The following is a 26218-nucleotide window of genomic DNA, read 5'->3' on the forward strand; positions in this document are numbered from 1 at the left end:
CGGGGCATTCGTTTATCCCTGCCGTTGGGCGTATAACGGCACAAGACGTTCTAAGGCTTATGTGATCGTTCGTCGGGCGATGCGTGCCCGGGTCTTCGGGAGCCGACTGCGTGGGCCGCACTCATCGGCAGCCGCTTCCGGAATTGACGTTTCCTCAGGAGGACAAGTGGGACGACTCTTCGGCACGGACGGCGTGCGCGGTGTCGCCAACGCGGATCTGACGGCCGAGCTGGCGCTCGGTCTCTCCGTTGCGGCGGCGCACGTACTGGCGGAGGCGGGCACCTTCGCCGGGCACCGGGCGACCGCGGTGGTCGGCCGGGACCCACGCGCCTCGGGGGAGTTCCTGGAGGCCGCGGTGGTCGCGGGCCTGGCCAGCGCCGGCGTGGACGTGCTGCGGGTCGGCGTGCTGCCGACGCCCGCGGTGGCCCACCTCACCGGCGCGCTCGGCGCCGACCTCGGCGTGATGCTGTCCGCCAGCCACAACGCCATGCCCGACAACGGCATCAAGTTCTTCGCCCGCGGCGGCCACAAGCTCGCCGACGAGCTGGAGGACCGTATCGAGTCCGTCTACGCCGAGCACCGCACCGGCGCCCCCTGGGACCGCCCGACCGGCGCCGGGGTCGGCCGCGTCCGGGACTACGACGAGGGGCTCGACCAGTACGTCGCCCACCTCGTCGGCGTGCTCCCCAACCGCCTCGACGGACTGAAGATCGTCCTCGACGAGGCGCACGGCGCGGCCTCCCGGGTCTCCCCGGAGGCCTTCGCGCGGGCCGGTGCCGAACTGGTCACCATCGGCGCGGTGCCCGACGGCCTCAACATCAACGACGGCTGCGGCTCCACCCACCTCGACCTGCTCAAGGCCGCCGTCGTCGAGCACGGCGCCGACCTCGGCATCGCCCACGACGGCGACGCCGACCGCTGCCTGGCCGTGGACCACACCGGTGCGGAGGTCGACGGCGACCAGATCCTCGCCGTGCTCGCGCTCGCGATGCGGGAGCGGGAGGCGCTGCGCTCGGACACCGTCGTCGCGACCGTCATGTCCAACCTGGGCTTCAAGCTGGCCATGGAGCGCGAGGGCATCCGGTTCGTGCAGACCGGGGTCGGCGACCGGTACGTGCTGGAGGAGATGAAGGAGCACGGCTACGCGCTCGGCGGCGAGCAGTCCGGGCACGTCATCATCCTGGACCACGCCACGACGGGGGACGGCACGCTGACCGGCCTGATGCTGGCGGCGCGGGTCGCGCAGACCGGCCGTACGCTGCGGGACCTCGCGTCCGTGATGGAGCGGCTGCCGCAGGTGCTGGTGAATGTGCCGGACGTGGACAAGTCGCGGGTGGGCACCTCTGCCGAGCTGGCCGCGGCGGTGTCCGAGGCGGAGCGGGAGCTGGGGAGCACCGGGCGGGTGCTGTTGCGTTCCTCCGGGACGGAGCCGCTTGTGCGGGTGATGGTGGAGGCTGCCGATATTGAGCAGGCTCGGGCTGTGGCGGGGCGGTTGGCCGATTCGGTGAAGTCGGCGCTGGGGTAGTTCTTGGTGCTGGGTTCGGGGGAGGGGGTGCTGTGTGTCGCGGGCTGCCGGTTCGTCGTGGCTTGTCGCGTCCGCGCGGTGGAGCCGCAAATCAGCAGAGCCCCGCGCCCCTAGGGCGGGTTTCCTCACCCGGCGTTGTCAGGTTTGGTCAGTCGGCCTCGTTGGGTTGACCAGAGTGCCTTCTGGGTCAGGAGCGTGAGCGTTCCGGCTACCACGATGCCTGCCAGGTTGAGCAGGAGTTGTTCGGTGGAGCCCACCGTCTGGCCGGTGTCGCCGAAGCTCAGGGCGACGGCGGCGTTCGCGGCCGCCGGGACCGTGGTGACGGAGATGGCGACGCCCACCAGCGCGCCCGACTTCGCCGAGGTGAGGGACAGCGTGCCCGCGATGCCGGCCAGGACCGCCACCACGAAGGAGAAGGCGTCGGGGGCGTAGACGAAGCCGGTGTTGGGGCGGTCGCCCTCCAGTTTGCTCTCGCTGAACAGGTCGAGGGCGGCCATGAGCCAGCTGAAGCCCACCGTCACCGCCATGGCCACGGCGAAGCCCACCAGTAGGGCGATCGCCGAGCGCAGGGCGAGGCGGGGGGCCCGCTGGACGATCGCCGTGCAGATGCCGGCCAGCGGGCCGAACTCCGGGCCGACCGCCATCGCGCCCACGATCAGGATCGCGTTGTCGAGGACGACACCGCAGGCGGCGATCATCGTGGCGATCGTGATGAAGGCGACGTAGGTGATGGAGAGCGTCGACTCCTCGTGCGTCGCCTCCTCCAGCTGCTCCCACAGCACCGCGTCGGCGGCCTCGCCGGGCGCGTCCCGTTCCGCCTGGTCGGCGCGCTCGGACAGCGACAGGTCGATGTTCTCGGCGGTGATGGCGCCGCAGTTGTCGATGCCCAACGCCCGCAGGCCGTTGATGAGTTCGTCACCGGCCTCGCGGGCCACGTCGCACATGACCACGTCGCCCTCGGGTTCCCGGGCGGCACCCGGCAGGACGACGAGATGGGTGGTGCCGACCGTACGGTCGATCAGGCGGACCACCTCGTCGGTGCGGTCGGCCGGTGTGATCAGGCGCAGATGCAGCATCCGGTATTTCTATCGCGCCGCCCGCCCCGCACGCACCGCCCGCCTCACAGCTTGCGCAGGCTCAGGCGCTGCACCTTGTGGTCGGGGCCCTTGCGCAGCACCAGGGTGGCCCGGCCCCGGGTGGGGGCCACGTTCTCCACCAGGTTGGGCTTGTTGATGGTGCGCCAGGTGGTCCGGGCGTAGTCGAGGGCCTCCTCCTCGGAGACCTGCGTGTACTTGCGGAAGTACGAGGACGGGTTCTGGAAGGCGGTCGCGCGCAGCTTGCGGAAGCGGTTGAGGTACCAGCGCTCGATGTCCTCGGTGCGCGCGTCGACGTACACGCTGAAGTCGAAGTAGTCGGCGAGTCCGACCCTGGTGCGGCCGTCCTTGCCGGGCAGCGCGGGCTGGAGCACGTTCAGGCCCTCGACGATCAGGATGTCGGGGCGGCGGACCACGAGCCGCTGGTCCGGGACGATGTCGTAGATCAGGTGGGAGTAGACCGGAGCGGTCACCTCCGCCTTGCCCGCCTTGATGTCGGCGACGAACCGGGTCAGCGCCCGGCGGTCGTACGACTCGGGGAAACCTTTCCGCGACATCAGGCCCCGCGCCTCCAGCTCCCGCGTCGGCAGCAGGAAGCCGTCGGTCGTCACCAGTTCTACGCGCGGATGCTCGGGCCAGCGGGACAGCAGCGCCTGGAGCAGGCGGGCGACGGTGGACTTGCCGACCGCGACCGAACCGGCGACCCCTATGACGAAGGGGGTGCCGGACTGGGAGCCCTGCTCGCCGAGGAAGGTGTTCAGCGCGCCGCGCAGGCCGTCGGTGGCGCCGACGTAGAGGTTGAGCAGCCGGGAGAGCGGGAGGTAGATGTCCCGCACCTCGTCGAGGTCGATGACGTCGCCGAGGCCGCGCAGCTTCTCGACCTCCTCGGCGGTCAGCGGCTGCGGCGTCTTGTCGCGCAGCGCGCTCCACTCGGGGCGGGTGAGGTCGACGTAGGGAGTCGCCTCCGGCCGATGCCGGTGGGGGCTCCGGGGGATCGAGGGGACCGGAGAGATCACAGTCCATTGTTAACGGAGTACGAACGGGGCGGCAGGTGGGGTGCGTCACGCCCCGGCGAGATCACGGTCGGGTCTCGGCTGGCCGATTTCGATCGTACGTGCGATTGCCGTAGGTAAGGTGCGGGCAAAGTCGACCGGATTCGCACCTCAGTCGCGACACGACTCGACAGAATCCGGCGCAATCCGACATCACCTGACCCTTCGGTCCCCTTCGCCTCCCGACGAAAGAGTGCAGACGTGAGTTCGACCGCTGTCCGCCGTACCGCCCTCGCCGCCTCCGCCGCCGCCCTGGCCCTGCTCGTCACCGCCTGCGGCGGGTCGTCCGACGACGACGGCGCGGCCGGGGAGGAGACGGCGAAGACGGAGCAGTCCGCTTCGGCGGAGGGCGCCGGAGCGTCCGCACCCGCGGGCAAGGCGCTGACCGCCGCCGAACTGGAGAAGGTCGCCCTGGCCCAGGCCGACGTCAAGAACGGCGAGGTCGCCACCGAACTGTCGGCGGACGACCAGGTGGCCAAGGACCAGATCTCGGCGGACAACGAGGCCTGCGTGCCGCTCGTCCACGTCCAGGGCGCGGTGGCCCAGGGCGAGCCGGCGGCGGACGTGCAACGCTCCTGGCAGGGCCAGTCGGAGTCGCCCTCCAAGAGCAAGGGCCCGGACGGCCAGGACATGACCGACATCGACGTGAACAAGATCATGCTGAACGTCGCCTCCTACGCGGACGGCGGCGCCGAGCAGGCGATGGCGGGTCTGAAGGCGGCCGTCGAGAAGTGCGCGGGCGGCTTCGAGGCCACCGTGGGCAGCGACAAGATGCGGGTCACCGAGGTGAGCGGCTTGGATCGCCTCAAGTCCGGTGACGAAGGGCTGACCGTCAACATCGGGGTGGCCACCGGCGGGGAGACCGACGGGCTCATGAAGCTCGTCGTGGTCCGCAAGGGCGCCACCCTCGCCACCTTCAGCGCCGTCAACCTCTCCTCGATGATGACCGGAGCGGAATTCAAGGTTCCGTCCGAGGTCGTCGACGCGCAGGTCGCCAAGCTCGGCTGACGCCCGGGGTGTGCGGACGGCGTTCGCCACCCGGGTGGGAATTTCCGATTTCGGGCACAACGAGCCCGCTGTGCGGCCGCCGCCGCGCCGATCCTGCTCGTAGGCTGCCGCTTATGTGCGGAATCGTGGGATACGTAGGGCCTCAGTCGGCACTCGATGTCGTGATGGCCGGACTCAAGCGGCTCGAATACCGGGGGTACGACTCGGCGGGCGTCGCCGTGCTCGCCGACGGCGGCCTCGCCACCGCCAAGCGGGCCGGCAAGCTCGTCAACCTCGACAAGGAACTGTCCGAACACCCGCTGCCGTCCGCCGCCACCGGCATCGGCCACACCCGCTGGGCCACCCACGGCGGACCCACCGACGCCAACGCCCACCCGCACCTCGACAACGCGGGCCGGGTGGCCGTGGTCCACAACGGCATCATCGAGAACTTCGCGCCGCTGCGGGCCGAGCTGGCGGAGCGCGGCCACGCGCTGGGCTCGGAGACCGACACCGAGGTCGTCGCCCACCTGCTCGCCGAGGAGTACTCGGCCTGCGCCGACCTCGCCGAGGCGATGCGGCTGGTGTGCCGGCGGCTGGAGGGGGCGTTCACCCTGGTCGCGGTGCACGCGGACGTGCCGGACGTGGTGGTGGGCGCGCGCCGCAACTCGCCGCTCGTGGTGGGCGTGGGGGAGGGCGAGTACTTCCTCGCCTCGGACGTCGCGGCCTTCATCGCCCACACCCGGGACGCCGTCGAGCTGGGCCAGGACCAGGTCGTCGAACTGCGCCGGGACGAGGGCGTCAGCGTCACCGCCTTCGACGGCACCCCGGCCGAGGTCCGCTCCTACCACGTCGACTGGGACGCCTCGGCCGCCGAGAAGTCCGGCTACGCCTCCTTCATGCTCAAGGAGATCGCCGAGCAGCCGAAGGCCGTCGCCGACACCCTCCTCGGCCGTATCGACGGCTCCGGCACGCTGAGCCTGGACGAGGTGCGCATCCCCGCCGGGGTGCTCCGGGAGGTCGACAAGGTCGTCGTCGTCGCCTGCGGTACGGCCTTCCACGCCGGACTGATCGCCAAGTACGCCATCGAGCACTGGACGCGGATCCCCTGCGAGGTGGAGCTGGCCAGCGAGTTCCGCTACCGCGACCCGATCCTCGACCAGCAGACCCTGGTCGTCGCGATCTCCCAGTCCGGCGAGACCATGGACACCCTCATGGCCCTGCGCCACGCCCGCGAACAGGGCGCCCGGGTCCTCGCCATCTGCAACACCAACGGCTCGACGATCCCCCGCGAGTCCGACGCCGTGCTCTACACCCACGCGGGCCCCGAGGTCGCCGTCGCCTCCACCAAGGCCTTCCTCACCCAGCTCGTCGCCTGCTACCTGGTCGCCCTGTACCTGGGCCAGGTGCGCGGCACGAAGTACGGCGACGAGATCGGCGACGTCGTTCGCGACCTGTCCGGCATCTCCGACGCGGTCGAACGGGTGCTGGGGACCATGGACCCCGTGCGGGAACTGGCGCGCTCCCTCGCCCACAAGAACACGGTGCTCTTCCTGGGCCGGCACGTCGGCCACCCCGTCGCCCTCGAAGGCGCCCTCAAGCTCAAGGAGTTGGCGTACATGCACGCCGAGGGCTTCGCGGCGGGCGAGCTGAAGCACGGGCCGATCGCGCTGATCGAGGAGGATCTGCCGGTCGTGGTCGTGGTGCCGTCCCCGCGCGGCCGGTCGATCCTGCACGACAAGATCGTGTCCAACATCCAGGAGATCCGCGCCCGCGGCGCCCGCACGATCGTCATCGCCGAGGAGGGCGACGAGGCGGTCGTCCCCTACGCCGACCACCTCGTCCGGATCCCGGCCACGCCGACGCTGCTGCAACCCCTGGTGGCCACGGTGCCGTTGCAGGTCTTCGCCTGCGAACTGGCGACGGCCCGCGGCAACGAGGTGGACCAGCCGCGGAACCTGGCGAAGTCGGTGACGGTGGAATAGGTCCGCGACGGTTCCTCAGCGGCCCGTGGCGGGCAGCACGGTGACGACCCGGAAGCGTTCCAGGACCGCCGGTGTCGTGTCGTCCACCGTGAACTCCGGGTCGTCCAGCGCCGCGCGCATCTCCTCGCCGTGCCAGAACCGCTCGTGCTCCGCACGCCACGCGGCCACGCTCGTGTACCCCTCGCCCTCGTCGACCGCGTGGGCGAGGTCCACGTCGGCGAGCGGGACGACGCGCACCTCCGTCACCTCGATCACGGCGACGGGCAGTCCGCGCGAGTCGACGACGGCCTCGCGGCGCCCGGCCCGCGGCAGCGGCTCGCCCTCGTGCGCGTAGTCGGCGACCAGCCCGGTCGTGGTGGTCTTCGAACCGTCGAGGACCGCCGCGACGAGCCGGTCGCGCAGCGGGCCGGGGAAGCCGAACTCGGCCTTGGGGAACGAGTCGAGGCCCGAGAGGGCCGGGGTCGGGTCCGGTGCGGAGGTCATGTGATCACCGTACTCGGGGCCCGTGCCCGGACCCCCCGGTTCAGTCCTCCCGCGTCCCCCGCACGTCCCGCCAGGCCCGCGGGATCGCCTCGGCCACGTCGTGCGCCCCCGCCGGCGCGCCCTCCGTCGCGAACCGTCCCGCCAGGCCGTGCAGGTACGCGCCCACGCTCCCCGCGTCCAGCGCCGACAGGCCCGCCGCGAGCAGCGACCCCGCCAGGCCGGACAGCACGTCCCCGCTGCCGGCCGTGGCGAGCCACGAGGTCCCCGTCGCGTTGACCCGGACGGGGCCGCCCTTCGCACTGGCCACCAGGGTCGTCGAGCCCTTCAGCAGCACCGTCGCCCCGTACCGCGCCGCCAGTTCGCGCACCGAGGCCAGCCGGGACCCCTCGACCTCCTCCCGGCCCACCCCGAGCAGCGCCGCCGCCTCCCCGGCGTGCGGGGTCATCAGCGTCGGTGCCGTGCGCGCCCGTACCGCGTCCGCGTCGGCCAGCCGCAGCCCGTCCGCGTCGATCAGCACCGGCACCTCGGCAGCCAACACCTCCGCCACCGTCGCCGCGTCGTCACCGGCGCCCGGTCCGACCACCCACGCCTGCACCCGCCCCGCCCGCTTCGGCCCCTCGTCGGACACGAGCGTCTCCGGGAAGCGGGCGATCACCGCGTCCCCGGCCGGGCCGACGTACCGCACCGCCCCGGCCCCGCCCCGCAGCGCGCCCGCGACGGCGAGCACGGCCGCGCCCGGGTAGCGGGCCGACCCGGCGGCGATGCCCACGACTCCGCGCCGGTACTTGTCGCTCTCCGCCGCCGGAACCGGCAGCAGGCGTGCCGCGTCCGCGTGCTGCAACGCCTCCAGTTCGGCCGCCTCGGCGGGCAGCGGCAGACCGATGTCCACCAGCCGCACCGCACCCGCGTACTCCCGCGCCGGATCGATCAGCAGCCCCGGCTTGTGCGTCCCGAACGTCACCGTCAGGTCGGCGCGGACCGCGTCCCCCCGCACCTGGCCCGTGTCCGCGTCGACGCCGCTCGGCAGGTCGACGGCGACGACGGCGGCCCGGGACCGCGCGGCCGCGTCCGCCAGCGGCACCGCCGCCTCCCGCAGCCCGCCCTTGCCGCCGATCCCGACGATGCCGTCCAGGACCAGGTCGGCCCGCGCGATCGACTCCCCGGCGGCACCGGAGGCCCCGCCCGCCGCGATCCGCCCACCGGCCCGCCGCAGCGCCGCCAGGCCGCCGCCGTGCGCCCGGTCCGGCGCGAGCAGCACCGCCGTCACGCCCGCGCCCCGCCGGGCCAGCCGCGCGCCCGCGTACAGGGCGTCGCCGCCGTTGTCACCGCTGCCGACCAGCAGCACCACCCGGCTGCCGTAGACCCGCCCGGCCACCCGGGCCAGCACCTGGGCGCAGGCGGCGGCCAGCCCGGCCGCGGCCCGTTGCATCAGCGCCCCCTCCGGCAGCCGGGCCATCAGCTCCCGTTCGGCGTTCCTGACCGTTTCCACGCTGTACGCAGTCCGCATGCCGTCGAGTCTTCCCCCTGCGCCGGGAACACGCACGGCCCGCCGGTCTCCGGAATCCACGATGGGGGACAGTTGTCCCATGAGCGGCGGTGACGAGGAGACGGCACAGGTGATGACCTCGCTCGGGGCACGGCTGCGCGCCATCCGGCAGGCCCGCGGGCTGACGCTGGCCCAGCTCGCCGCGGTCACCGGCATCTCCGTGAGCACCCTGTCCCGGCTGGAGTCGGGGCAGCGCGAGCCGGGGCTGCGGCACCTGCTGCCGCTGGCCCGGGCGCACCGGCTGCCCCTGGACGAACTCGTCGGCTCGCGCACCGGCGACCCCCGCGTGCATCCCCGGCCCTTCACCCGGCACGGGCAGACGTGGGTCCCGCTCACCCGGAACCCGAACGACGGCCTGCACGCCTACAAGCAGATCCTCCCCGCCCCCGCCACCCCACGGACCGCGTGGACGCCCCGCCCCGAACAGGGGTCGCACGAGGGCCACGAGTGGCTCTACGTCCTCTCCGGCCGCCTGCTCCTCGCCCTCGGGGACCACGACCTGATCCTGACGGCGGGGGAGACGGCGGAGTTCGACACCCGCGTCCCGCACGGCATCGCCAACGCCGGGGACCAGCCCGTCGAGTGGATCGCCCTGTACGGCGCCCAGGGCGAACGCATGCACATCCGGGTCCGCCCGTCCCCCGACCAGCCGGTTCCCGGGGACCGTAGGGCGGATCACACCCCGGGCGCAGGTCAGGAAGCCCCCGACCGGCCGTAGCCGCCCTTTTCGGCCCTCCCGCGTTCTGGTCCGCCGGGCAGGTCCTAGCCCTCCGCGATCACCACCGCCGACGCGATTCCCGCGTCGTGGCTCAGGGAGACGTGCCATGACGCCACGCCCAGTTCCGCCGCCCGCGCCGCCACCGTCCCGGTGACCCGCAGCCGTGGCTGCCCGCTGTCCTCCACGTACACCTCGGCGTCCGTCCACAGCAGTCCCGCCGGTGCGCCCAGCGCCTTGGCCAGCGCCTCCTTCGCCGCGAAGCGGGCGGCGAGCGAGGCGATGCCCCGGCGTTCACCGCTGGGCAGCAGCAACTCGCTCTCCCGGAAGAGCCGCCCCGCCATGGCCGGTGTGCGCTCCAGCGACGCCCCGAACCGCTCGACCTCGGCCACGTCGATCCCGACCCCGATGATGCTCATGACCGGCACCCTAACCACTGCGGGACGGGGGCGGCCGGGTGCTCTGAGAGACTGGGGGCACGATGAGTGAGACAGCTGCTCGGCGGGACGCGGTACTGCGCGCCCGGGCCGAGATCGACCTGGCCGCCCTGCGGGCCAACGTCCGCGCCCTGCGCGAACGGGCCCCCGGCGCGGCCCTCATGGCCGTCGTCAAGGCGGACGCCTACGGCCACGGCGCCGTCCCCTGCGCCCGCGCCGCCGTCGAGGCCGGCGCGACCTGGCTCGGCACCGCCACCCCGCAGGAGGCCCTCGCCCTGCGCGCGGCGGAGGCCGGACTGCCGGACGGCATACGCGTCATGTGCTGGCTGTGGACCCCCGGCGGGCCCTGGCGGGAGGCCGTCGAGGCCCGCCTCGACGTCTCCGTCGGCGCCATGTGGGCCATGGAGGAGGTCGTCGGGGCGGCCCGGGCGGCCGGGGTACCCGCGCGCGTGCAGCTCAAGGCCGACACCGGGCTCGGCCGGGGCGGCTGCCAGCCCGGCGCGGACTGGGAGGAACTGGTCGCGGCCGCCCTGCGCGCCGAGGGAGAGGGGCTGCTGCGGGTCACCGGGCTCTGGTCCCACTTCGCCTGCGCCGACGAGCCCGGTCACCCCTCCATCGCCGCGCAGCTCACCCGCTTCCGGGAGATGACGGCGTACGCCGAAGGTCAGGGCCTGCGCCCCGAGGTGCGGCACATCGCCAACTCGCCGGCCACCCTCACCCTCCCCGACGCCCACTTCGACCTCGTACGGCCCGGCATCGCGATGTACGGCGTCTCGCCCAGCCCCGAGATCGGCACCCCGGCCGACTTCGGACTGCGCCCCGTGATGACGCTGGCCGCCTCGCTGGCCCTGGTCAAGCAGGTCCCCGGCGGCCACGGCGTCAGCTACGGGCACCACTACACCACCCCCGGCGAGACCACCCTCGGCCTCGTCCCGCTCGGCTACGGGGACGGCGTCCCGCGGCACGCCTCCTCCACCGGCCCTGTCCTGGTCGACGGCAAGTGGCGCACGGTCGCGGGGCGGATCGCGATGGACCAGTTCGTCGTCGACCTGGGCGGGGACCGGCCCGAGCCGGGCGCCGAGGCGGTGCTGTTCGGGCCCGGCGACCGCGGCGAGCCCACCGCCGAGGACTGGGCCCAGGCGGCGGGCACCATCGCGTACGAGATCGTCACCCGGATCGGAAGCCGCGTTCCGCGCGTCTACGTCAACGAGTGACCGGTCCGTACCGACGCGCGTCCAGGTGAAACTGCGATCGGCGGCGGGTAGGCGCACAACGGCCCGGTGCGGCGGGCGAACCAGGCGAAGAGGAGCGGTGTACGTGAGCGAGCGCAGCGGGGAGGCCGTCGCGGCGGCCGTCGCCTCCGCCACGGAGGCCGCCACCGAGGCCGCCGTCGGCGGCTGGCGCCGGGCGACCGGCGTCGCCGGGGTCGCGATAGGCGTGGTCGCGGCGGGCGCCGCGGCCGGCGTGGCGATAGAACGGCTCACCGTCGGCCGCGGGATGCGCCGCAAGGCCCGCCTCGCCCTCGACTCGGCGGGCCCGTACGGCGGACTGCGTGGCACCCCCGGCAGGGCGTACGCCGAGGACGGCACCGAGCTGTACTACGAGGTCGACGACCTCGACCCGGAGGCCGGGGCCGACCGCGCACCGCGCCGCAGGCGGCTGTTCGGCCGCAAGGCGCCCGCGCCCGTCACGGTCGTCTTCAGCCACGGCTACTGCCTCAACCAGGACTCCTGGCACTTCCAGCGGGAGGCTCTCAGGGGCGTCGTCCGCACCGTCTACTGGGACCAGCGCAGCCACGGCCGGTCCGGGCGGGGCGTGTCCCAGACGCGCGACGACCGGCCGGTCAGCATCGACGAGCTGGGCCGCGACCTGAAGGCCGTGATCGACGCCGCCGCACCCGAGGGCCCGATCGTGCTGGTCGGGCACTCCATGGGCGGCATGACCGTGATGGCGCTGGCCGACGCCTTCCCCGAGCTGATACGGGAGCGCGTCGTCGCCGTCGCCCTCGTCGGTACGTCGTCCGGGCAGCTCGGCGAGGTCAACTTCGGGCTTCCGGTGGCCGGTGTCAACGCGGTGCGGCGGGTGCTGCCGGGCGTGCTCAAGGCGCTGGGGCAGCGGGCCGAGCTGGTGGAGCGAGGACGGCGGGCGACGGCGGACCTGTTCGCCGGGATCATCAAGCGGTACTCGTTCGCGTCCCGGGACGTGGACCCGGCCGTGGCTCGGTTCGCCGAGCGGATGATCGAGTCGACGCCGATCGACGTCGTCGCCGAGTACTACCCGGCCTTCAACGACCACGACAAGACCGAGGCGCTGGCCCACTTCGCCGACCTCCCGGTCCTGGTCCTGGCCGGGGTGCGGGACCTGGTGACGCCGAGCGAGCACAGCGAGGCGATCGCCGGGCTGCTGCCGGACGCCGAGCTGGTGCTCGTCCCCGACGCGGGGCACCTGGTGATGCTGGAACACCCCGAGCTGGTCACCGACCGCCTCGCCGACCTGCTCGCCCGCGCGGGCGCCGTGCCGACAGCGGCTACCGTTGACGGCTATGGAAGCACCAGCAGCAGCGCAGGGCCCGGCTGAGCCCTCCGGTCCCTCCTCCGCCCCGTCCCCCGGCGTCGCGTCCCCCGGCGTCGAGATCACCGTCACCTCGCCCGAGCAGATGCGGGAACTGGGCCGCAGGCTCGCGGGGCTGCTGCGCGCCGGTGACCTGGTGATGCTCAGCGGGGAGCTGGGCGCGGGCAAGACGACGCTGACCCGAGGGCTCGGCGAGGGCCTCGACGTGCGGGGTGCCGTGACCTCCCCGACCTTCGTGATCGCCCGCGTGCACCCGCCGCTCGGCGACGGTCCGCCGCTCGTCCACGTGGACGCCTACCGGCTGTCCGGCGGCCTGGACGAGATGGAGGACCTCGACCTCGACGTCTCCCTGTCCGACTCGGTGATCGTGGTCGAGTGGGGCGAGGGCAAGGTCGAGGAGCTGACCGAGGACCGGCTGCGGGTCCGGATCGACCGGGCCGTCGGCGACACCACCGACGAGGTGCGGCACGTGACCGTGACCGGCCTCGGCGAGCGCTGGGCCACGGCGGACGTGGGCGTCCTCGCCGGCTGAGCCGCCCGGCCAGGCCCGTCCCGCGGGATTTTCCGACAGGACGTCGGCAAAAGATTGCGCCGGGGGACTCGCACGTGGTCACATGGTACTCAGTCCGTAGTTAGGCATGCCTTACTGCGCCCGCCCCCGAGCTTCAGGAGGCGCCCATGTCGTCCACGTCCCAGGCCCAGCCGCAGGGCCGCCCGAGGCCCCGGCCGTCCGCGCCCACCGGGGTGTCGATGCGTGACCTGCTCGCCTCCTGCGCCGCCGCGACGGCGGTCTCGACGCCGCCCCGCGCCCCCGAACCCGAGGCGCACCGACCGGGCGGCGACCGGCGGGGCCACCACGACGACCGGGGCCACCGCGACCACCGCGAGGCCGCCTGACGCCCGGCGGGAGCCGCGGGTCCGCGGGCCGTCAGGGGACGACGACGACCGGCCGCCCGATCGTCGCGAACTTCCACATCGCGTCGCCGTCCGCGCGTGACTCGCGGATGCCGCCGGTGGGCCGGTCCGGGTCGGGCGCGGCCGTCGAGCCGTCGACCGCCGCGCTGAACCCGATGGCCACGCCCTGGGCACCGGCGAAGCGCACCACGTGCTCGACCGGGATGCCGTCGGACCCGGTGATCCGGTTGGACCGGGAGGTGACCGTGTAGGCGCCCGGCGCCGGGTCGACCGTGCTGGGCGTGACCTCGAAGGTGCGCCGCACCTTGTTCCCCGGGCCGACCAGCCAGACGCGGTCGTCGTCCACCGAGTACACCACCCGTTCACCCGTCCCGGAGCCCGCGGGCAGGGCGTCGGGATGCCGCTTGTCGCGCGGCGCCTTGGCGGCGCCCGGGGCGGGGCTGACGGTCGCGCCGGTCCGGCCGAGGTCGTCCGGGGCGCTGACGGACGCCTGGTGGGCGAGGACGCCGAGGGCCACGAGGGCCGCCGCCGTGAGGCCGGTGACGATACCGGCGCTGCTGCTTGCCACTGGCGACCACCTCGTCGTCGTACTCGTGCGTCCCGCGTCGTCCCGTTCCGGGCGACGGTAGCAGTACGTGAGCGGGTGAACGCGGTGCGCGACACGGAGTGACCGGGGGGTGCCGGTCGAGCGCCCCCGGGGTTGTCCACAGGGCGTCCGACGCCGGGCCCGCGGCGCCGTAGGCTGTTTGCGTGCTCTTGCTCGCTCTGGATACCGCCACGCCCGCCGTCACCGTCGCGCTGCACGACGGTACGGACGTCATCGCCTCGTCGAGCCAGGTCGACGCCCGTCGGCACGGTGAGCTGCTGCTGCCCGCCGTCGACCGGGTGCTCGCCGAGGCCGGCCTGCGGCTCGACGCCGTCACCGGCATCGTCGCCGGCACCGGCCCCGGCCCGTACACGGGGCTGCGCGTCGGCCTGATGACCGCGGACGCGTTCGGGCTCGCGCTCGGCGTGCCCGTGCACGGTGTGTGCACGCTGGACGGCCTAGCCTTCGCCGCCGACCTGGAGGGCCCCTTCGTGGTGGCCACCGACGCCCGCCGCAAAGAGGTCTACTGGGCGCGGTACGCCGACTCCCGCACCCGGCTCACCGACCCGGCCGTCGACCGGCCCGCCGACATCGCGGACCAGGTGGCCGGGCTCCCGGCCGTCGGCGCGGGCGCGCTGCTGTACCCGGACACCTTTCCCCGGGCGCACGAGCCGGAGCACGTGTCCGCCGCCGCCCTGGCCCGGCTGGCCGCCGAGAAGCTGGCGGCGGGCCAGGAGCTGCCCGCGCCCCGGCCGCTGTACCTGCGCCGGCCCGACGCCCAGGTCCCCAAGAACTACAAGGTGGTCACCCCGAAGTGACCGAGCCAGCCACTGCCGAGTCCGCCTCCGCCGCACTGCGCGAGATGCGCTGGTGGGACATCGACCCCGTACTGCGCATGGAGCGGGAGCTGTTCCCGGAGGACGCCTGGTCGCGCGGGATGTTCTGGTCCGAGCTGGCGCACGCGCGCGGGCCCGGGGCGACCCGGCGCTACCTCGTCGCCGAGGAGGACGGCCACGTCGTCGGCTACGCGGGCCTGGTCACCTCCGGGGAGCAGGCCGACGTGCAGACCATCGCCGTCGCCCGCGACCACTGGGGCACCGGCCTCGGGGCGCGGCTGCTGACCGAACTGCTCCGCGCGGCGACCGACTTCGAGTGCACCGAGGTGCTCCTCGAGTGCCGGGTGGACAACACCCGCGCCCAGCGGCTGTACGAGCGCTTCGGCTTCGAGGCCATCGGCTTCAGACGCGGCTACTACCAGCCGGGGAACGTGGACGCCCTGGTGATGCGCCTGACCGACCCGTCCACCTCCGTACCGGGAACCGAACGAGGAACCGAGAACCATGGCTGACTCACGCGACGAGCCTCTCGTGCTGGGGATCGAGACCTCCTGCGACGAGACCGGCGTCGGTGTCGTGCGCGGCACCACCCTGCTGGCCGACGCCGTCGCCTCCAGCGTCGACGAGCACGCCCGCTTCGGCGGCGTCGTGCCGGAGGTGGCGAGCCGCGCCCACCTGGAGGCGATGGTCCCCACCATCGACCGCGCCCTCAAGGAGGCGGGGGTGAGCGCCCGCGACCTCGACGGCATCGCCGTCACCGCCGGGCCCGGCCTCGCGGGCGCCCTGCTGGTCGGCGTCTCGGCGGCGAAGGCGTACGCCTACGCGCTGGGCAAGCCGCTGTACGGCGTCAACCACCTCGCCTCGCACATCTGCGTCGACCAGCTCGAACACGGCGCGCTGCCCGAGCCGACGATGGCCCTGCTGGTCTCCGGCGGACACTCCTCCCTGCTCCTGTCCACGGACATCACCTCCGACGTCCGCCCGCTGGGCGCCACCATCGACGACGCGGCCGGCGAGGCCTTCGACAAGATCGCCCGCGTGCTGAACCTGGGCTTCCCCGGCGGCCCGGTCATCGACCGGTACGCGCGCGAGGGCAACCCGGACGCCATCGCCTTCCCGCGCGGTCTGACCGGCCCGCGCGACCCGGCGTACGACTTCTCCTTCTCCGGTCTCAAGACGGCCGTGGCCCGCTGGATCGAGGCGAAGCGGGCGGCGGGGGAAGAGGTGCCGGTGCGCGACGTGTCGGCCTCCTTCCAGGAGGCGGTCGTGGACGTGCTGACCCGCAAGGCCGTGCGGGCCTGCAAGGACGAGGGCGTCGACCACCTGATGATCGGCGGCGGTGTGGCCGCCAACTCCCGGCTGCGGGCGCTGGCCCAGGAGCGCTGCGAGGCGGCCGGCATCCGGCTGCGGGTGCCGCGTCCCAAGCTGTGCACGGACAACGGCGCGATGGTCGCCGCGCTCGGCGCCGAGATGGTCGCCCGCAACCGGGCAGCCTCCGACTGGGACCTCTCGGCCGACTCCTCCCTACCGGTCACCGACCCGCACGTGCCGGGACAGGGCCACACGCACGGCCACCACGGCCACGATCACGTCCACGAAGTGAGCAAGGAGAACCTGTACTCGTGACCGTCGCGCTGATGTGGGAGGCGCGGGCCGTGCCCGGCCGGGGCGGAGAGCTGCTGGCCTGGGCGCGGCACCAGGAGCTGCCGCTGCGGCCGCTGCGCCGGGAGACCCTGCGCGCCCCGCAGGACCGCGTCCTCGTCATCACCTGGTGGGACGCCGCGTACGACGCCGAACTCCCGGAGCTGCCCGAACCGGAGGACGGTCTGGTGGCGCGGGCGGTGCACCGTTGGCGGTTCGAGTCGGCCGAGGGCGACGAAGACCGGGGCGACGACCGGGACGACGAACGGGGCGAATGATTCGGCGTCGTCGTCGAATGTTCCGATGAGAGCCGGTCCGCCGACCTCTTCGTCCGGTGGCCTCATGGGGTTACGATCGCCGCCATGACATCCCCGCAGCCCGCTGAAACCCGGACGCGAAAGCGGTCCGCCCAGACCGCGACCCTCGCCGAGATCGCGCGTGAGGCCGGTGTGTCGGCGCCGACTGTTTCGAAGGTGCTCAACGGCCGCGCCGACGTCGCCCCCTCGACCAGGGCCCGCGTCGAGGAACTGCTCCGCGTCCACGGCTACCGGCGCAGGCGGGCCGAGTCGACCCGCTCGCCCCTGATCGACCTGGTCTTCCACGAGCTGGAGAGCGCCTGGGCGATGGAGGTCATCCGCGGCGTGGAGAACGTGGCCAGGGACGCCGGGCTCAGCGTCGTGCTCTCCGAGAGCGCGGGCCGCCTCACCCCCGGCCGGACCTGGGCCGACCAGGTCGCCGCCCGCCGACCGCACGGCGTGATCCTCGTCCTGTCCGGCCTCGACGAGTCCCAGCGGGCGCTGCTCACCAGCCGCTCCATCCCGTTCGTGGTGATGGACCCGGCCGGCGACCCGGGCGCCGACGTGCCGTCCATCGGCGCCACCAACTGGCAGGGCGGTCTCGCGGCCACCCGGCACCTGGTCGACCTCGGCCACACCCGCATCGGCGCCATCAGCGGACCCACCCGCATGATGTGCAGCCGCGCCCGCGTCGACGGCTACCGGGCGGCCCTGGAGACGGCGGGGCTGCCGGTCGACCCCGGTCTGATCGTGACCGGCGACTTCCACCACGAGGCCGGGTACCGGCAGGGCCTGGAACTGCTGCGCCGCCCGGACCGGCCGACCGCCGTCTTCGCCGGCAACGACCTCCAGGCGCTCGGACTGTACGAGGCCGCGCGCGAACTGGGGCTGCGCATCCCGCACGACCTGAGCGTGGTCGGGTTCGACGACCTGCCGGTGGCCCGCTGGGTGGGGCCGCCGCTGACGACCGTACGGCAGCCGCTGATGGAGATGGCCGAGGCGGCGGCCCGGCTCGTCCTGGACCTCGGGCGGGACGACGGCTCCTCGACGGCGACCCGCGTGGAGCTGGCCACCAGCCTGGAGGTGCGCAGCAGTACGGCACCGCCCCGGGAGGGATAAGCCGCCAGTCTGAGAATTTCCGCAGAAGCCCGGCCCACCTGTTCCAGTTTCAATAATTCGGACTTATGTTCCTTCCGGCGGGGCATCCGGGTGGGGACGCGAACGGGACGGGCGGGGCGGGGGCTGGCGCATGGCGGCACGGGGCGGACAGGACGGCCGGAGCGGCCGCCGCAAAGGGCTGAAGGTGGCCGGCCTGGCCCTGACCGGCTCCCTGCTGCTGGGCGCCGGAGCGGCGGGCTGGGCCTACTGGCACCTCAACGGCAACATCAAAAGCGTCGACATCAACAGCGCGCTCGGGGACGACCGTCCCGCGCGGCCGGTCACCGCCCCCTCCGCCTCGCCCTCCGGGGCCCCGGTGCCCACCGGCGCCCTGAACCTCCTCGTCCTCGGCTCCGACTCGCGCAGCGGCGAGGAGAACCGGGAACTCGGCGGCGGCGACAGCGGGGGCGCCCGCTCGGACACGGCGATGGTCGTCCACCTGGACGCGGGCCGCACCGCCGCCACCGTCGTCAGCATCCCGCGCGACACGCTCGTCGAGCGGCCCTCCTGCCCGCTGCCGTCCGGCGGTACGACCAGGGCGGCGAGCAGCGCGATGTTCAACACCGCCTACGAACTGGGCGGCCCGGTCTGCGCCGTCAAGACCGTCGAGGCGCTCACCGGCGTGCGCATGGACCACTACGTCGAGGTGGACTTCTCCGGCTTCGCCGACCTGGTCGACGCGCTCGGCGGGGTCACCGTCACCACGGACGAGGACATCGACGACGACAAGAGCCACCTGCACCTGGAGGCCGGCACCCACCACCTCGACGGCACCGAGGCGCTCGGCCTGGCCCGCACCCGGTACGGGCTGGCGGGCGGCAGCGACCTCGCCCGGATAGAGCTCCAGCACAAGCTCGTCAAGGCGCTGCTCGAGCAGATCTCCGCCACCGACCTGCTCACCGACCCCGCACGCCTCTACCAGGTCGCCGACGCCCTCACCGGCAGCCTCACCACCGACACCGGCCTGGACTCGCTGGGCGAGCTGACGAGCCTGGGCCGCAGCCTCGGGGACCTCGACGCGGACGACGTACGCACGCTGACGATGCCGGTGCTGCCCGCGCCCTCCGACCCCAACCGGGTGGTGGCCGACCAGCCGGACGCCGCTGACCTGTGGGAATCGCTGCGCTGAGAAGTTGCCGGGGAAGTTCCCGGGAAACCTTCCGGGGGAATTTCGGGGAAATTCCGGGGGAATCTCGCCGCGGGTGTCGATCCGCGGCTCTCCCGCTCGACGCAAGGGGTGAGAGGCCGGGGAGAGACCCCGGCCGCCGGATCACCCCGAACCCGAGGAGCCACCATGCCCCGCTACCTGTCGCTGATCCGCATCGAGGAGTCCGACGCCCTGTCCGGCGGCCCCAGCCCCGAGCTGATCCAGCGGATGGAGAAGCTGATGGAGGAGATGACCAAGGCGGGCGTCCTGCTCGACACGGCCGGGCTGACGCCCACGTCCCAGGGCACCCGCGTCCACTACGAGGGCGGACAGGTCACCGTGACGGACGGGCCCTTCACCGAGACCAAGGAGGTCATCGGCGGCTACTCCCTCCTCCAGGCCAAGGACCGGGCCGAGGCGATCGAGTGGACCAAGCGCTTCCTGAAGGTGCACGAGGAGTACTGGACGGTGACCTGTGAGGTGCGGGAGCTGATGGAGGGCTGAGTTCCGCTTTGCTCCGCGGTCCCGAGGGTGTTGCATGGTGGGCTGTGGAACCGCAGCCCACCGCCGCCCTCGAAACCGTCTTCCGGCTGGAGTCGCCCCGCGTCATCGCCGGCGTGGCCCGGCTCGTCCGGGACGTCGGCATCGCCGAGGAACTCACCCAGGACGCCCTGGTGGCTGCCCTGGAGCAGTGGCCCCGGGACGGCGTGCCCGACAACCCGGGCGCCTGGCTCATGACCACTGCCCGCCGCCGCGCCGTCGACCTGATCCGGCGCCGGGAGACCTACGCCCGCAAGCTCGCGGAGATCGGCCGGGACCTGCCCGCCTCGGCGCCCCCGCCCGAGGAGCCCGCCGATCCCGAGGACATCGACGACGACCTGCTGCGGCTGGTCTTCACCGCCTGCCACCCGGTGCTCTCCGCCGAGGCCCGCATCGCCCTCACCCTCCGTCTGCTCGGCGGCCTGACCGCCTCGGAGATCGCCCGCGCCCGCCTCGTCCCCGAACCGACGGTCGCCCAGCGCATCGTGCGCGCCAAACGCACCCTGGCCAGGAAGAACATCGCCTTCGAGGTGCCGTACGGCCCCGACCGCGCGGCCCGCCTCGGCTCGGTCCTGGAGGTCATCTACCTGATCTTCAACGAGGGCTACGCGGCCACCGCGGGCGACGACTGGCTGCGCCCCGCCCTGTGCGAGGACGCCCTGCGCCTGGCCCGCGTGCTGTCCGCCCTGATGCCGAAGGAACCCGAGGTCCACGGTCTGACGGCGCTGCTGGAGTTCCAGTCCTCGCGCACCGCCGCCCGCACCGGCCCCGACGGCGAGCCGGTGCTGCTGAAGGACCAGAACCGCCACCGCTGGCACCGCCTGCTCATCACCCGCGGCATCACCGCCCTCGACCACGCCCGCGCCACCGGCGCATCCGGCGCCCCGGGCCCGTACGTCCTCCAGGCCGCGATCGCCGCCTGTCACGCGACGGCCTACACGTACGAGGAGACCGACTGGTCCCGCATCGCCACCCTTTACGGCCTGCTCGCGGTCCGCGCGCCGTCCCCGGTCGTCGAACTCAACCGCGCGGTCGCCGTTTCCATGGCCGAGGGCCCCGCCCCCGCCCTGGCCCTGGTCGACGCCCTCGCCGCCGAACCCGCCCTGCGCGACTACCACCTGCTCCCCAGCGTCCGCGGCGACCTGCTGCTCCGCCTGGACCGCTCGGCCGAGGCCCGCACGGAGTTCGAACGCGCCGCGTCCCTGACCCGCAACGCACGCGAACGCGCCCTCCTGCTGCGCCGGGCCCGCGAGGCGGCCGACTGACGCCCGGCTAACCCGCCGGATGCCCGATCAGCATCGTCGGCGCCCCCGCGACCCGGGTCAGGAACACGGTCGCGGCGTTCGGTCCCTGCGGTTTGACCTTCCTCCGCAGCTCCTCCGGCTCGACCGCCGAGCCCCGCTTCTTCACGGTCAGCGTGCCGACCCCGCGCTCCCGCAGCAGCGCCTTCAGCTTCTTGACGTTGAACGGCATCCGGTCGGTGATCTCGTAGGCGGTGGCGTACGGCGTGCTGTGCCGTTCGTCGGCGGTGACGTAGGCGATGGTCGGGTCGATCAGCCCGCCGTCCAGGTCGTCGGCCACCTCGGCGACCAGGTGGGCGCGGATGACGGCACCGTCCGGCTCGTACAGGTACCTCCCGACCGGCCGGACCTCGGGGTCCGGGAGCATGGTCGCGGGCGTCACGTAGATCCCCGCTCCGGCGGGCAGCAGCGTCGCCCGCCGCGCCCCCGGCGTCACGTCCGGGCCGAACCACAGCATCGCCTCCTTGACGTCCCCGCTGTCCGAGACCCACTCGGCCGTCGCCTCCGGCGGGATCGCCTCGTGCGGAATGCCGGGCGCGATCTTCAGCAGGCCGAGCGGTGCCCCGAGCGCGGCGGACACGGCCCAGGACAGGGGCGGGGAGTAGGCCTCCGGATCGAAGATGCGGCCGCGTTTGGAGGAGCGCCGGGCGGGGTCGACGAACACGGCGTCGTATCCGGCCGTATCCACCTCCGTCACATCGGCCTCGCGCACCTCGACCAGGTCGCCGAGCCCCAGCGCGTCGGCGTTGGCGCGGGCCGCCGCGGCGGTGACCGGGTCACGGTCGACGGCGAGCACCCGGATCCCGGCCCGGGCGAACGCGATCGCGTCGCCGCCGATCCCGCAGCACAGGTCGGCGACGGACCGCACCCCGAGCGCCCGCAGGCACTCCGCCCGGTACGCCGCCACACTCGCCCGCGTCGACTGCTCGACCCCGTTGGGCGTGAAGAGCATCCGTCCGGCGTCCTCGGCCCCGAACTTCGCCACCGCGCGCTGCCGCAGCCGCGCCTGCCCGAGCGCCGCCGACACCAGCTCGGCGGGGTGCGTGCGCCGCAGCCGGGTCGCGACCGCCAACTCCCGTGCGGGGTCGGTGTCGCGCACCTCGTCGAGGAGCGCGCGGCCTTCGGGGGCCAGCAGGGCGAGGAGGGAGTCCAGGTCGTTCACCGACTCATTGTGGGCCAGTCGGTGGATGGTGTGCCTCCGGCGCGGTGTCGGGCCGGGTCCGGCGGCCGGGGACTGCGAGGATCCGGCACTATGCGAGTAGTCGTACAAAATGACAAAAGTCGGGCGTCGCGTCGCGTGTCCCGGGTCTCTCGTGCCGCACTCCGCGGGCGCGCGGCGACCGCCACCGCCGTCCTCGCCGTCGCCGCCCTCGCCGCCGGCTGCGCGCAGGGCGACGACCAGGGGGTGCGGGGCGCCCCCGGCGGCCAGGCGCCCCCGGCCCGCGCGGTGGACGGCGCGGCCAAGGCGCGCGAGGCCCGGGCCGCCCTGGTCGCCGCGGCCAAGCGCTGGGACCTCAGGAGGGTCCCGCTGACGGCGCCCGCGCCCCCCGCGAAGAAGCCGGAGATCAAGGCCCGCGAGGGCTTCGAGGTCGACGGCCAGGAGTCGGACGACCTCCCGCCGGTCTTCACCACCGTCCCCACCAAGGAGAAGATCGTCTTCCTCACCATCGACGACGGCGCCGAGAAGGACCCGGCGTTCCTGAGGATGATGAGCGAGTTGAAGATCCCGTACACCGTCTTCCTCACCGACGAGGAGATCAAGGACGACTACGGCTACTTCAAGAAGATGCAGGCCCGCGGCGTCACCCTCAACAACCACACCCTGAGCCACCCCTACCTCCCCGCGCTCTCCTACGAGGAGCAGAAGCACGAGATCTGCGGCATGCAGGACGTGATGGAGAAGCGCTACGGCAAGCGCCCCGTCCTCTTCCGCCCGCCCTTCGGCAACTACGACCGCGACACCCTGCGCGCCGCCAAGTCCTGCGGCATCGAGTACGCCCCGATCTGGAGCGAGGAGGTGTTCGTCGACCACTGGGAGTACCGCGAGTGGGACCAGGACCTGCACCCCGGCGACATCGTCCTCACCCACTTCCGGGGCACCGACGACTGGGACGGCACGATGACCGACATGGCCCGCCGCTTCCTGGACCGGATCACCGCCGAGGGATACGCGGTGGCCCGCCTGGAGGACTACCTGTGAGGCGAGGGCGGTTCCGCCCGGCTTGCGCCGCCCTGGCCGCCCTGCTGCTCCCGCTCGCCGCCTGCGACCGGCTCGCCTCTCCGGCCGAACACGCGGCGGTGGCCGGGGACCCCGCCCAGGGCGCCGACCAGGGGCGGCTGCCGCCGGTCGTGGACCACGTCCGCACCGACGACCCGGTCGTCTTCCTCACCTACGACGACAGCGCCGAACGCGACCCCGCCTTCACCGGCCTGGTCCGCGAACGGCGCCTTCCGGTCACCCTGTTCCTCACCGACACGGTCGCCGGTCCGGCCTACGGCGACCTCGCCCGGCTGCGCCCGTTCGGCGCGAGCCTGCAGAACCACACCCTCGACCACCGCTCCCTGCGCGGCCTGCCCTACGCCGGGCAGCGCGCCGAGATCTGCGGCCAGCAGACCAAGCTCAGGTCCCGCTTCGGCGTCCGCGCCCACCTCTTCCGCCCGCCGCACGGCACGTACGACACCACGACCCTGCGCGCCGCCGCCGACTGCGGCATCACGGCCCTCGTCCTGTGGCGCGCCACCCTCGACGCCGAGGGCGCCCTCACCTACACGCGCGGCGACCACCGCCTCCACCCCGGCGACATCATCGCCGTCGACCCGGACCACCCGACGGCCACGCACCTGACGGCCCGCACGGAACGTCTGCTGAGGACGATCGAGGAGCAGGGGCTGAGGGTGGGCAACCTGGAGGACTACGCCTGACCTCTTGACGCCGACCGGCATCACTCAGCCCGTCCCGCGTTTGAGGACAAGGCCCGTTCAGGGCCGAAGCGGGGGCCTGGGGGCGGCCGCCCCCGGCGACGCCCACACCCACGCAGGGTGCCTTCACAAACCGGCGTTCACACCAAAACCCCGCCGACGCGCCGCCGGCATTGGCACTCCGCTTGACCGAGTGCTAATCGCAGTCATAGTCTCGGCACTGGCACTCCCCACTGGAGAGTGCCAACTACGCGACGGGCAGGTCCGGCACCCGCGACGACGGATCCACCTGGTCGCCACCTCAGACAGTTAACCCCGTGAGATCTCCGAAGGGGGAGGTCGGATCGTGACGACCACCAGCTCCAAGGTTGCCATCAAGCCGCTCGAGGACCGCATCGTGGTCCAGCCGCTCGACGCCGAGCAGACCACGGCTTCGGGCCTGGTCATTCCGGACACCGCCAAGGAGAAGCCCCAGGAGGGCGTCGTCCTGGCCGTGGGCCCGGGCCGCTTCGAGGACGGCAACCGTCTTCCGCTCGACGTCAGCGTCGGCGACGTCGTGCTCTACAGCAAGTACGGCGGCACCGAGGTGAAGTACAACGGCGAGGAGTACCTCGTCCTCTCGGCCCGCGACGTGCTCGCGATCGTCGAGAAGTAGAAGTAGCGCTTCACTTCACCGAAGCACCCTGCTTTCCAGCTGCGCCCCTGGCTCCCGCGACCATAAAAAGCCGGGCGTCGGGGGCGCAGTTGCCGTATAACCCCAAGATTTCCGGAAGAGGGCTCACGCTCCCATGGCGAAGATCCTGAAGTTCGACGAGGACGCCCGTCGCGCCCTCGAGCGCGGCGTCAACAAGCTCGCCGACACCGTGAAGGTGACGATCGGCCCCAAGGGCCGCAACGTCGTCATCGACAAGAAGTTCGGCGCCCCCACCATCACCAACGACGGCGTCACCATCGCCCGCGAGGTCGAGATCGAGGACCCGTACGAGAACCTCGGCGCCCAGCTGGTGAAGGAGGTGGCGACCAAGACCAACGACATCGCGGGTGACGGCACCACCACCGCCACCGTGCTGGCCCAGGCGCTCGTGCGCGAGGGCCTGAAGAACGTCGCCGCGGGTGCCTCCCCGGCGCTGCTGAAGAAGGGCATCGACGCGGCCGTCGCCGCCGTGTCGGAAGACCTTCTCGCCACCGCCCGCCCGATCGACGAGAAGTCCGACATCGCCGCCGTGGCCGCGCTGTCCGCCCAGGACCAGCAGGTCGGCGAGCTGATCGCCGAGGCGATGGACAAGGTCGGCAAGGACGGTGTCATCACCGTCGAGGAGTCCAACACCTTCGGTCTGGAGCTGGACTTCACCGAGGGCATGGCCTTCGACAAGGGCTACCTGTCGCCGTACTTCGTGACGGACCAGGAGCGCATGGAGGCCGTCCTCGACGACCCGTACATCCTGATCAACCAGGGCAAGATCTCCTCCATCGCGGACCTGCTGCCGCTGCTGGAGAAGGTCATCCAGGCCAACGCCTCCAAGCCGCTGCTGATCATCGCCGAGGACCTGGAGGGCGAGGCGCTCTCCACCCTCGTCGTCAACAAGATCCGCGGCACCTTCAACGCCGTCGCGGTGAAGGCCCCGGGCTTCGGCGACCGCCGCAAGGCGATGCTGCAGGACATGGCCGTCCTCACCGGCGCCACGGTCATCTCCGAGGAGGTCGGCCTCAAGCTCGACCAGGTCGGCCTGGACGTGCTCGGCACCGCCCGCCGCATCACCGTCACCAAGGACGACACCACCATCGTCGACGGTGCCGGCAAGCGCGACGAGGTCGAGGGCCGCATCAACCAGATCAAGGCCGAGATCGAGTCCACGGACTCCGACTGGGACCGCGAGAAGCTCCAGGAGCGCCTCGCGAAGCTGGCCGGCGGCGTGTGCGTGATCAAGGTCGGCGCCGCCACCGAGGTGGAGCTGAAGGAGCGCAAGCACCGTCTGGAGGACGCCATCTCCGCGACCCGCGCCGCGGTCGAGGAGGGCATCGTCTCCGGTGGTGGCTCCGCGCTGGTCCACGCCGTCAAGGTGCTGGAGGGCAACCTCGGCAAGACCGGCGACGAGGCCACCGGTGTCGCGGTCGTCCGCCGCGCCGCCGTCGAGCCGCTGCGCTGGATCGCCGAGAACGCCGGCCTGGAGGGCTACGTCATCACTTCCAAGGTCGCCGAGCTGGACAAGGGCCAGGGCTTCAACGCCGCCACCGGCGAGTACGGCGACCTGGTCAAGGCCGGCGTCATCGACCCGGTGAAGGTCACCCGCTCCGCCCTGGAGAACGCCGCCTCCATCGCCTCCCTCCTGCTGACGACCGAGACCCTGGTCGTCGAGAAGAAGGAAGAGGAAGAGCCGGCGGCCGCGGGCCACGGCCACGGCCACTCCCACTGAGCGCTGCGCTGAGCTGAGCTGAGCGAACGGTGCCCGGTCCCCTGCGGGGGGCCGGGCACCGTTCGCTTTT

General features: G+C 73.0%; 27 protein-coding genes. 20 read left to right on the forward strand and 7 right to left on the reverse strand.

What is annotated here, in order from left to right:
* The first annotated feature begins 166 nt into the window (after window positions 1-166).
* A complete protein-coding gene (gene glmM / locus ACGH52_RS23165) occupies window positions 167-1525 on the forward strand; it encodes a phosphoglucosamine mutase (protein ID WP_076975866.1) in 1359 nt (452 codons plus the stop codon).
* A 125-nt stretch (window positions 1526-1650) separates the two neighbouring features.
* Here the strand turns inward: glmM and ACGH52_RS23170 are convergent, their stop codons facing one another.
* Complete coding sequence (locus ACGH52_RS23170; RefSeq protein ID WP_121701285.1) at window positions 1651-2601, reverse strand: DUF389 domain-containing protein; 951 nt, start codon at window positions 2599-2601, stop codon at window positions 1651-1653.
* A gap of 44 nt (window positions 2602-2645) precedes the next feature.
* Window positions 2646-3635: a type I pantothenate kinase gene (coaA, locus tag ACGH52_RS23175; RefSeq protein WP_399941996.1), complete on the reverse strand. Its 990-nt coding sequence runs from the start codon at window positions 3633-3635 to the stop codon at window positions 2646-2648.
* Between the two features lie 237 nt (window positions 3636-3872).
* Here coaA and ACGH52_RS23180 point away from each other — a divergent pair, with 237 nt between their 5' ends.
* Both ACGH52_RS23180 and glmS read left to right on the forward strand, forming a co-directional pair.
* Complete coding sequence (locus tag ACGH52_RS23180; protein ID WP_076975868.1) at window positions 3873-4679, forward strand: hypothetical protein; 807 nt, start codon at window positions 3873-3875, stop codon at window positions 4677-4679.
* A gap of 113 nt (window positions 4680-4792) precedes the next feature.
* Window positions 4793-6643: a glutamine--fructose-6-phosphate transaminase (isomerizing) gene (gene glmS / locus ACGH52_RS23185; RefSeq protein ID WP_399942000.1), complete on the forward strand. Its 1851-nt coding sequence runs from the start codon at window positions 4793-4795 to the stop codon at window positions 6641-6643.
* A gap of 15 nt (window positions 6644-6658) precedes the next feature.
* Here glmS and ACGH52_RS23190 read toward each other — a convergent pair whose 3' ends face one another.
* Both ACGH52_RS23190 and ACGH52_RS23195 read right to left on the reverse strand, forming a co-directional pair.
* Window positions 6659-7126 carry an ASCH domain-containing protein gene (locus tag ACGH52_RS23190; RefSeq protein ID WP_399942003.1) on the reverse strand — a complete coding sequence of 156 codons (468 nt, stop codon included), beginning with the start codon at window positions 7124-7126 and terminating at the stop codon, window positions 6659-6661.
* 40 nt (window positions 7127-7166) lie between these two features.
* Window positions 7167-8633: an NAD(P)H-hydrate dehydratase gene (locus ACGH52_RS23195; protein ID WP_399942005.1), complete on the reverse strand. Its 1467-nt coding sequence runs from the start codon at window positions 8631-8633 to the stop codon at window positions 7167-7169.
* Window positions 8634-8712: 79 nt separating this feature from the next.
* Here ACGH52_RS23195 and ACGH52_RS23200 point away from each other — a divergent pair, with 79 nt between their 5' ends.
* Window positions 8713-9390, forward strand: a complete 678-nt coding sequence (locus ACGH52_RS23200; RefSeq protein WP_399942007.1) for a helix-turn-helix domain-containing protein — start codon at window positions 8713-8715, stop codon at window positions 9388-9390.
* Between the two features lie 44 nt (window positions 9391-9434).
* On the opposite strand, the gene ACGH52_RS23205 is transcribed toward ACGH52_RS23200, so the two are convergent.
* The gene (locus ACGH52_RS23205; protein ID WP_059300042.1) at window positions 9435-9806 is read right to left on the reverse strand and encodes a holo-ACP synthase; all 372 of its coding nucleotides are present in this window, start codon (window positions 9804-9806) and stop codon (window positions 9435-9437) included.
* A gap of 62 nt (window positions 9807-9868) precedes the next feature.
* Between ACGH52_RS23205 and alr the strand changes: the two genes are divergently transcribed.
* The 4 genes from alr (at window position 9869) to ACGH52_RS23225 (ending at window position 13292) form a co-directional block, all read left to right on the forward strand.
* The gene (alr, locus tag ACGH52_RS23210) at window positions 9869-11038 is read left to right on the forward strand and encodes an alanine racemase (RefSeq protein WP_059300043.1); all 1170 of its coding nucleotides are present in this window, start codon (window positions 9869-9871) and stop codon (window positions 11036-11038) included.
* 103 nt (window positions 11039-11141) lie between these two features.
* Window positions 11142-12401, forward strand: a complete 1260-nt coding sequence (locus ACGH52_RS23215; RefSeq protein WP_171987349.1) for an alpha/beta fold hydrolase — start codon at window positions 11142-11144, stop codon at window positions 12399-12401.
* Window positions 12367-12927, forward strand: a complete 561-nt coding sequence (gene tsaE / locus ACGH52_RS23220; protein WP_399942011.1) for a tRNA (adenosine(37)-N6)-threonylcarbamoyltransferase complex ATPase subunit type 1 TsaE — start codon at window positions 12367-12369, stop codon at window positions 12925-12927. Before ACGH52_RS23215 ends, tsaE begins: the two co-directional genes overlap by 35 nt.
* 146 nt (window positions 12928-13073) lie before the next feature.
* The gene (locus ACGH52_RS23225) at window positions 13074-13292 is read left to right on the forward strand and encodes a hypothetical protein (RefSeq protein ID WP_059300044.1); all 219 of its coding nucleotides are present in this window, start codon (window positions 13074-13076) and stop codon (window positions 13290-13292) included.
* Window positions 13293-13323: 31 nt separating this feature from the next.
* Here the strand turns inward: ACGH52_RS23225 and ACGH52_RS23230 are convergent, their stop codons facing one another.
* On the reverse strand, window positions 13324-13878 hold the full coding sequence (locus ACGH52_RS23230) for a hypothetical protein (protein ID WP_076975873.1): 555 nt from the start codon (window positions 13876-13878) through the stop codon (window positions 13324-13326).
* Between the two features lie 182 nt (window positions 13879-14060).
* On the opposite strand from ACGH52_RS23230, the gene tsaB reads away from it, so the two are divergent.
* The 8 genes from tsaB to ACGH52_RS23270 all read left to right on the forward strand — a co-directional run bounded on the left by tsaB (window position 14061) and on the right by ACGH52_RS23270 (window position 20779).
* Window positions 14061-14714 carry a tRNA (adenosine(37)-N6)-threonylcarbamoyltransferase complex dimerization subunit type 1 TsaB gene (tsaB, locus tag ACGH52_RS23235; protein WP_059300046.1) on the forward strand — a complete coding sequence of 218 codons (654 nt, stop codon included), beginning with the start codon at window positions 14061-14063 and terminating at the stop codon, window positions 14712-14714.
* Window positions 14711-15244: a ribosomal protein S18-alanine N-acetyltransferase gene (rimI, locus tag ACGH52_RS23240; protein WP_121701111.1), complete on the forward strand. Its 534-nt coding sequence runs from the start codon at window positions 14711-14713 to the stop codon at window positions 15242-15244. Before tsaB ends, rimI begins: the two co-directional genes overlap by 4 nt.
* Window positions 15237-16358 carry a tRNA (adenosine(37)-N6)-threonylcarbamoyltransferase complex transferase subunit TsaD gene (gene tsaD, locus ACGH52_RS23245; RefSeq protein ID WP_399942016.1) on the forward strand — a complete coding sequence of 374 codons (1122 nt, stop codon included), beginning with the start codon at window positions 15237-15239 and terminating at the stop codon, window positions 16356-16358. The genes rimI and tsaD overlap by 8 nt, the downstream gene beginning before the upstream one ends.
* Complete coding sequence (locus ACGH52_RS23250) at window positions 16355-16651, forward strand: hypothetical protein (protein ID WP_399942019.1); 297 nt, start codon at window positions 16355-16357, stop codon at window positions 16649-16651. The genes tsaD and ACGH52_RS23250 overlap by 4 nt, the downstream gene beginning before the upstream one ends.
* An 84-nt stretch (window positions 16652-16735) precedes the next feature.
* Window positions 16736-17788 carry a LacI family DNA-binding transcriptional regulator gene (locus ACGH52_RS23255; protein ID WP_121701109.1) on the forward strand — a complete coding sequence of 351 codons (1053 nt, stop codon included), beginning with the start codon at window positions 16736-16738 and terminating at the stop codon, window positions 17786-17788.
* Window positions 17789-17918: 130 nt separating this feature from the next.
* Window positions 17919-18956, forward strand: a complete 1038-nt coding sequence (locus ACGH52_RS23260) for an LCP family protein (RefSeq protein WP_399942022.1) — start codon at window positions 17919-17921, stop codon at window positions 18954-18956.
* Between the two features lie 165 nt (window positions 18957-19121).
* Window positions 19122-19478: a YciI family protein gene (locus ACGH52_RS23265; protein WP_059300051.1), complete on the forward strand. Its 357-nt coding sequence runs from the start codon at window positions 19122-19124 to the stop codon at window positions 19476-19478.
* 44 nt (window positions 19479-19522) lie between these two features.
* Window positions 19523-20779 carry an RNA polymerase sigma factor gene (locus tag ACGH52_RS23270; protein ID WP_399942025.1) on the forward strand — a complete coding sequence of 419 codons (1257 nt, stop codon included), beginning with the start codon at window positions 19523-19525 and terminating at the stop codon, window positions 20777-20779.
* Between the two features lie 7 nt (window positions 20780-20786).
* On the opposite strand, the gene ACGH52_RS23275 is transcribed toward ACGH52_RS23270, so the two are convergent.
* Window positions 20787-21977: a methyltransferase domain-containing protein gene (locus ACGH52_RS23275; protein WP_399942028.1), complete on the reverse strand. Its 1191-nt coding sequence runs from the start codon at window positions 21975-21977 to the stop codon at window positions 20787-20789.
* Window positions 21978-22067: 90 nt separating this feature from the next.
* On the opposite strand from ACGH52_RS23275, the gene ACGH52_RS23280 reads away from it, so the two are divergent.
* The 4 genes from ACGH52_RS23280 to groL all read left to right on the forward strand — a co-directional run bounded on the left by ACGH52_RS23280 (window position 22068) and on the right by groL (window position 26148).
* Window positions 22068-23015 (forward strand): polysaccharide deacetylase family protein, encoded by a 948-nt coding sequence (locus tag ACGH52_RS23280; RefSeq protein ID WP_399942030.1) that lies wholly within the window; start codon window positions 22068-22070, stop codon window positions 23013-23015.
* Window positions 23012-23737, forward strand: a complete 726-nt coding sequence (locus ACGH52_RS23285; protein WP_076975882.1) for a polysaccharide deacetylase family protein — start codon at window positions 23012-23014, stop codon at window positions 23735-23737. The genes ACGH52_RS23280 and ACGH52_RS23285 overlap by 4 nt, the downstream gene beginning before the upstream one ends.
* A gap of 343 nt (window positions 23738-24080) precedes the next feature.
* Complete coding sequence (gene groES, locus ACGH52_RS23290) at window positions 24081-24389, forward strand: co-chaperone GroES (RefSeq protein WP_003974211.1); 309 nt, start codon at window positions 24081-24083, stop codon at window positions 24387-24389.
* 133 nt (window positions 24390-24522) lie between these two features.
* Window positions 24523-26148 carry a chaperonin GroEL gene (groL, locus tag ACGH52_RS23295; protein WP_059300056.1) on the forward strand — a complete coding sequence of 542 codons (1626 nt, stop codon included), beginning with the start codon at window positions 24523-24525 and terminating at the stop codon, window positions 26146-26148.
* Window positions 26149-26218 lie beyond the last annotated feature (70 nt).

Source organism: Streptomyces sp. BBFR25 (assembly GCF_044590125.1).
In the GTDB taxonomy this organism is placed as follows: Bacteria; Actinomycetota; Actinomycetes; order Streptomycetales; family Streptomycetaceae; genus Streptomyces; species Streptomyces canus_D.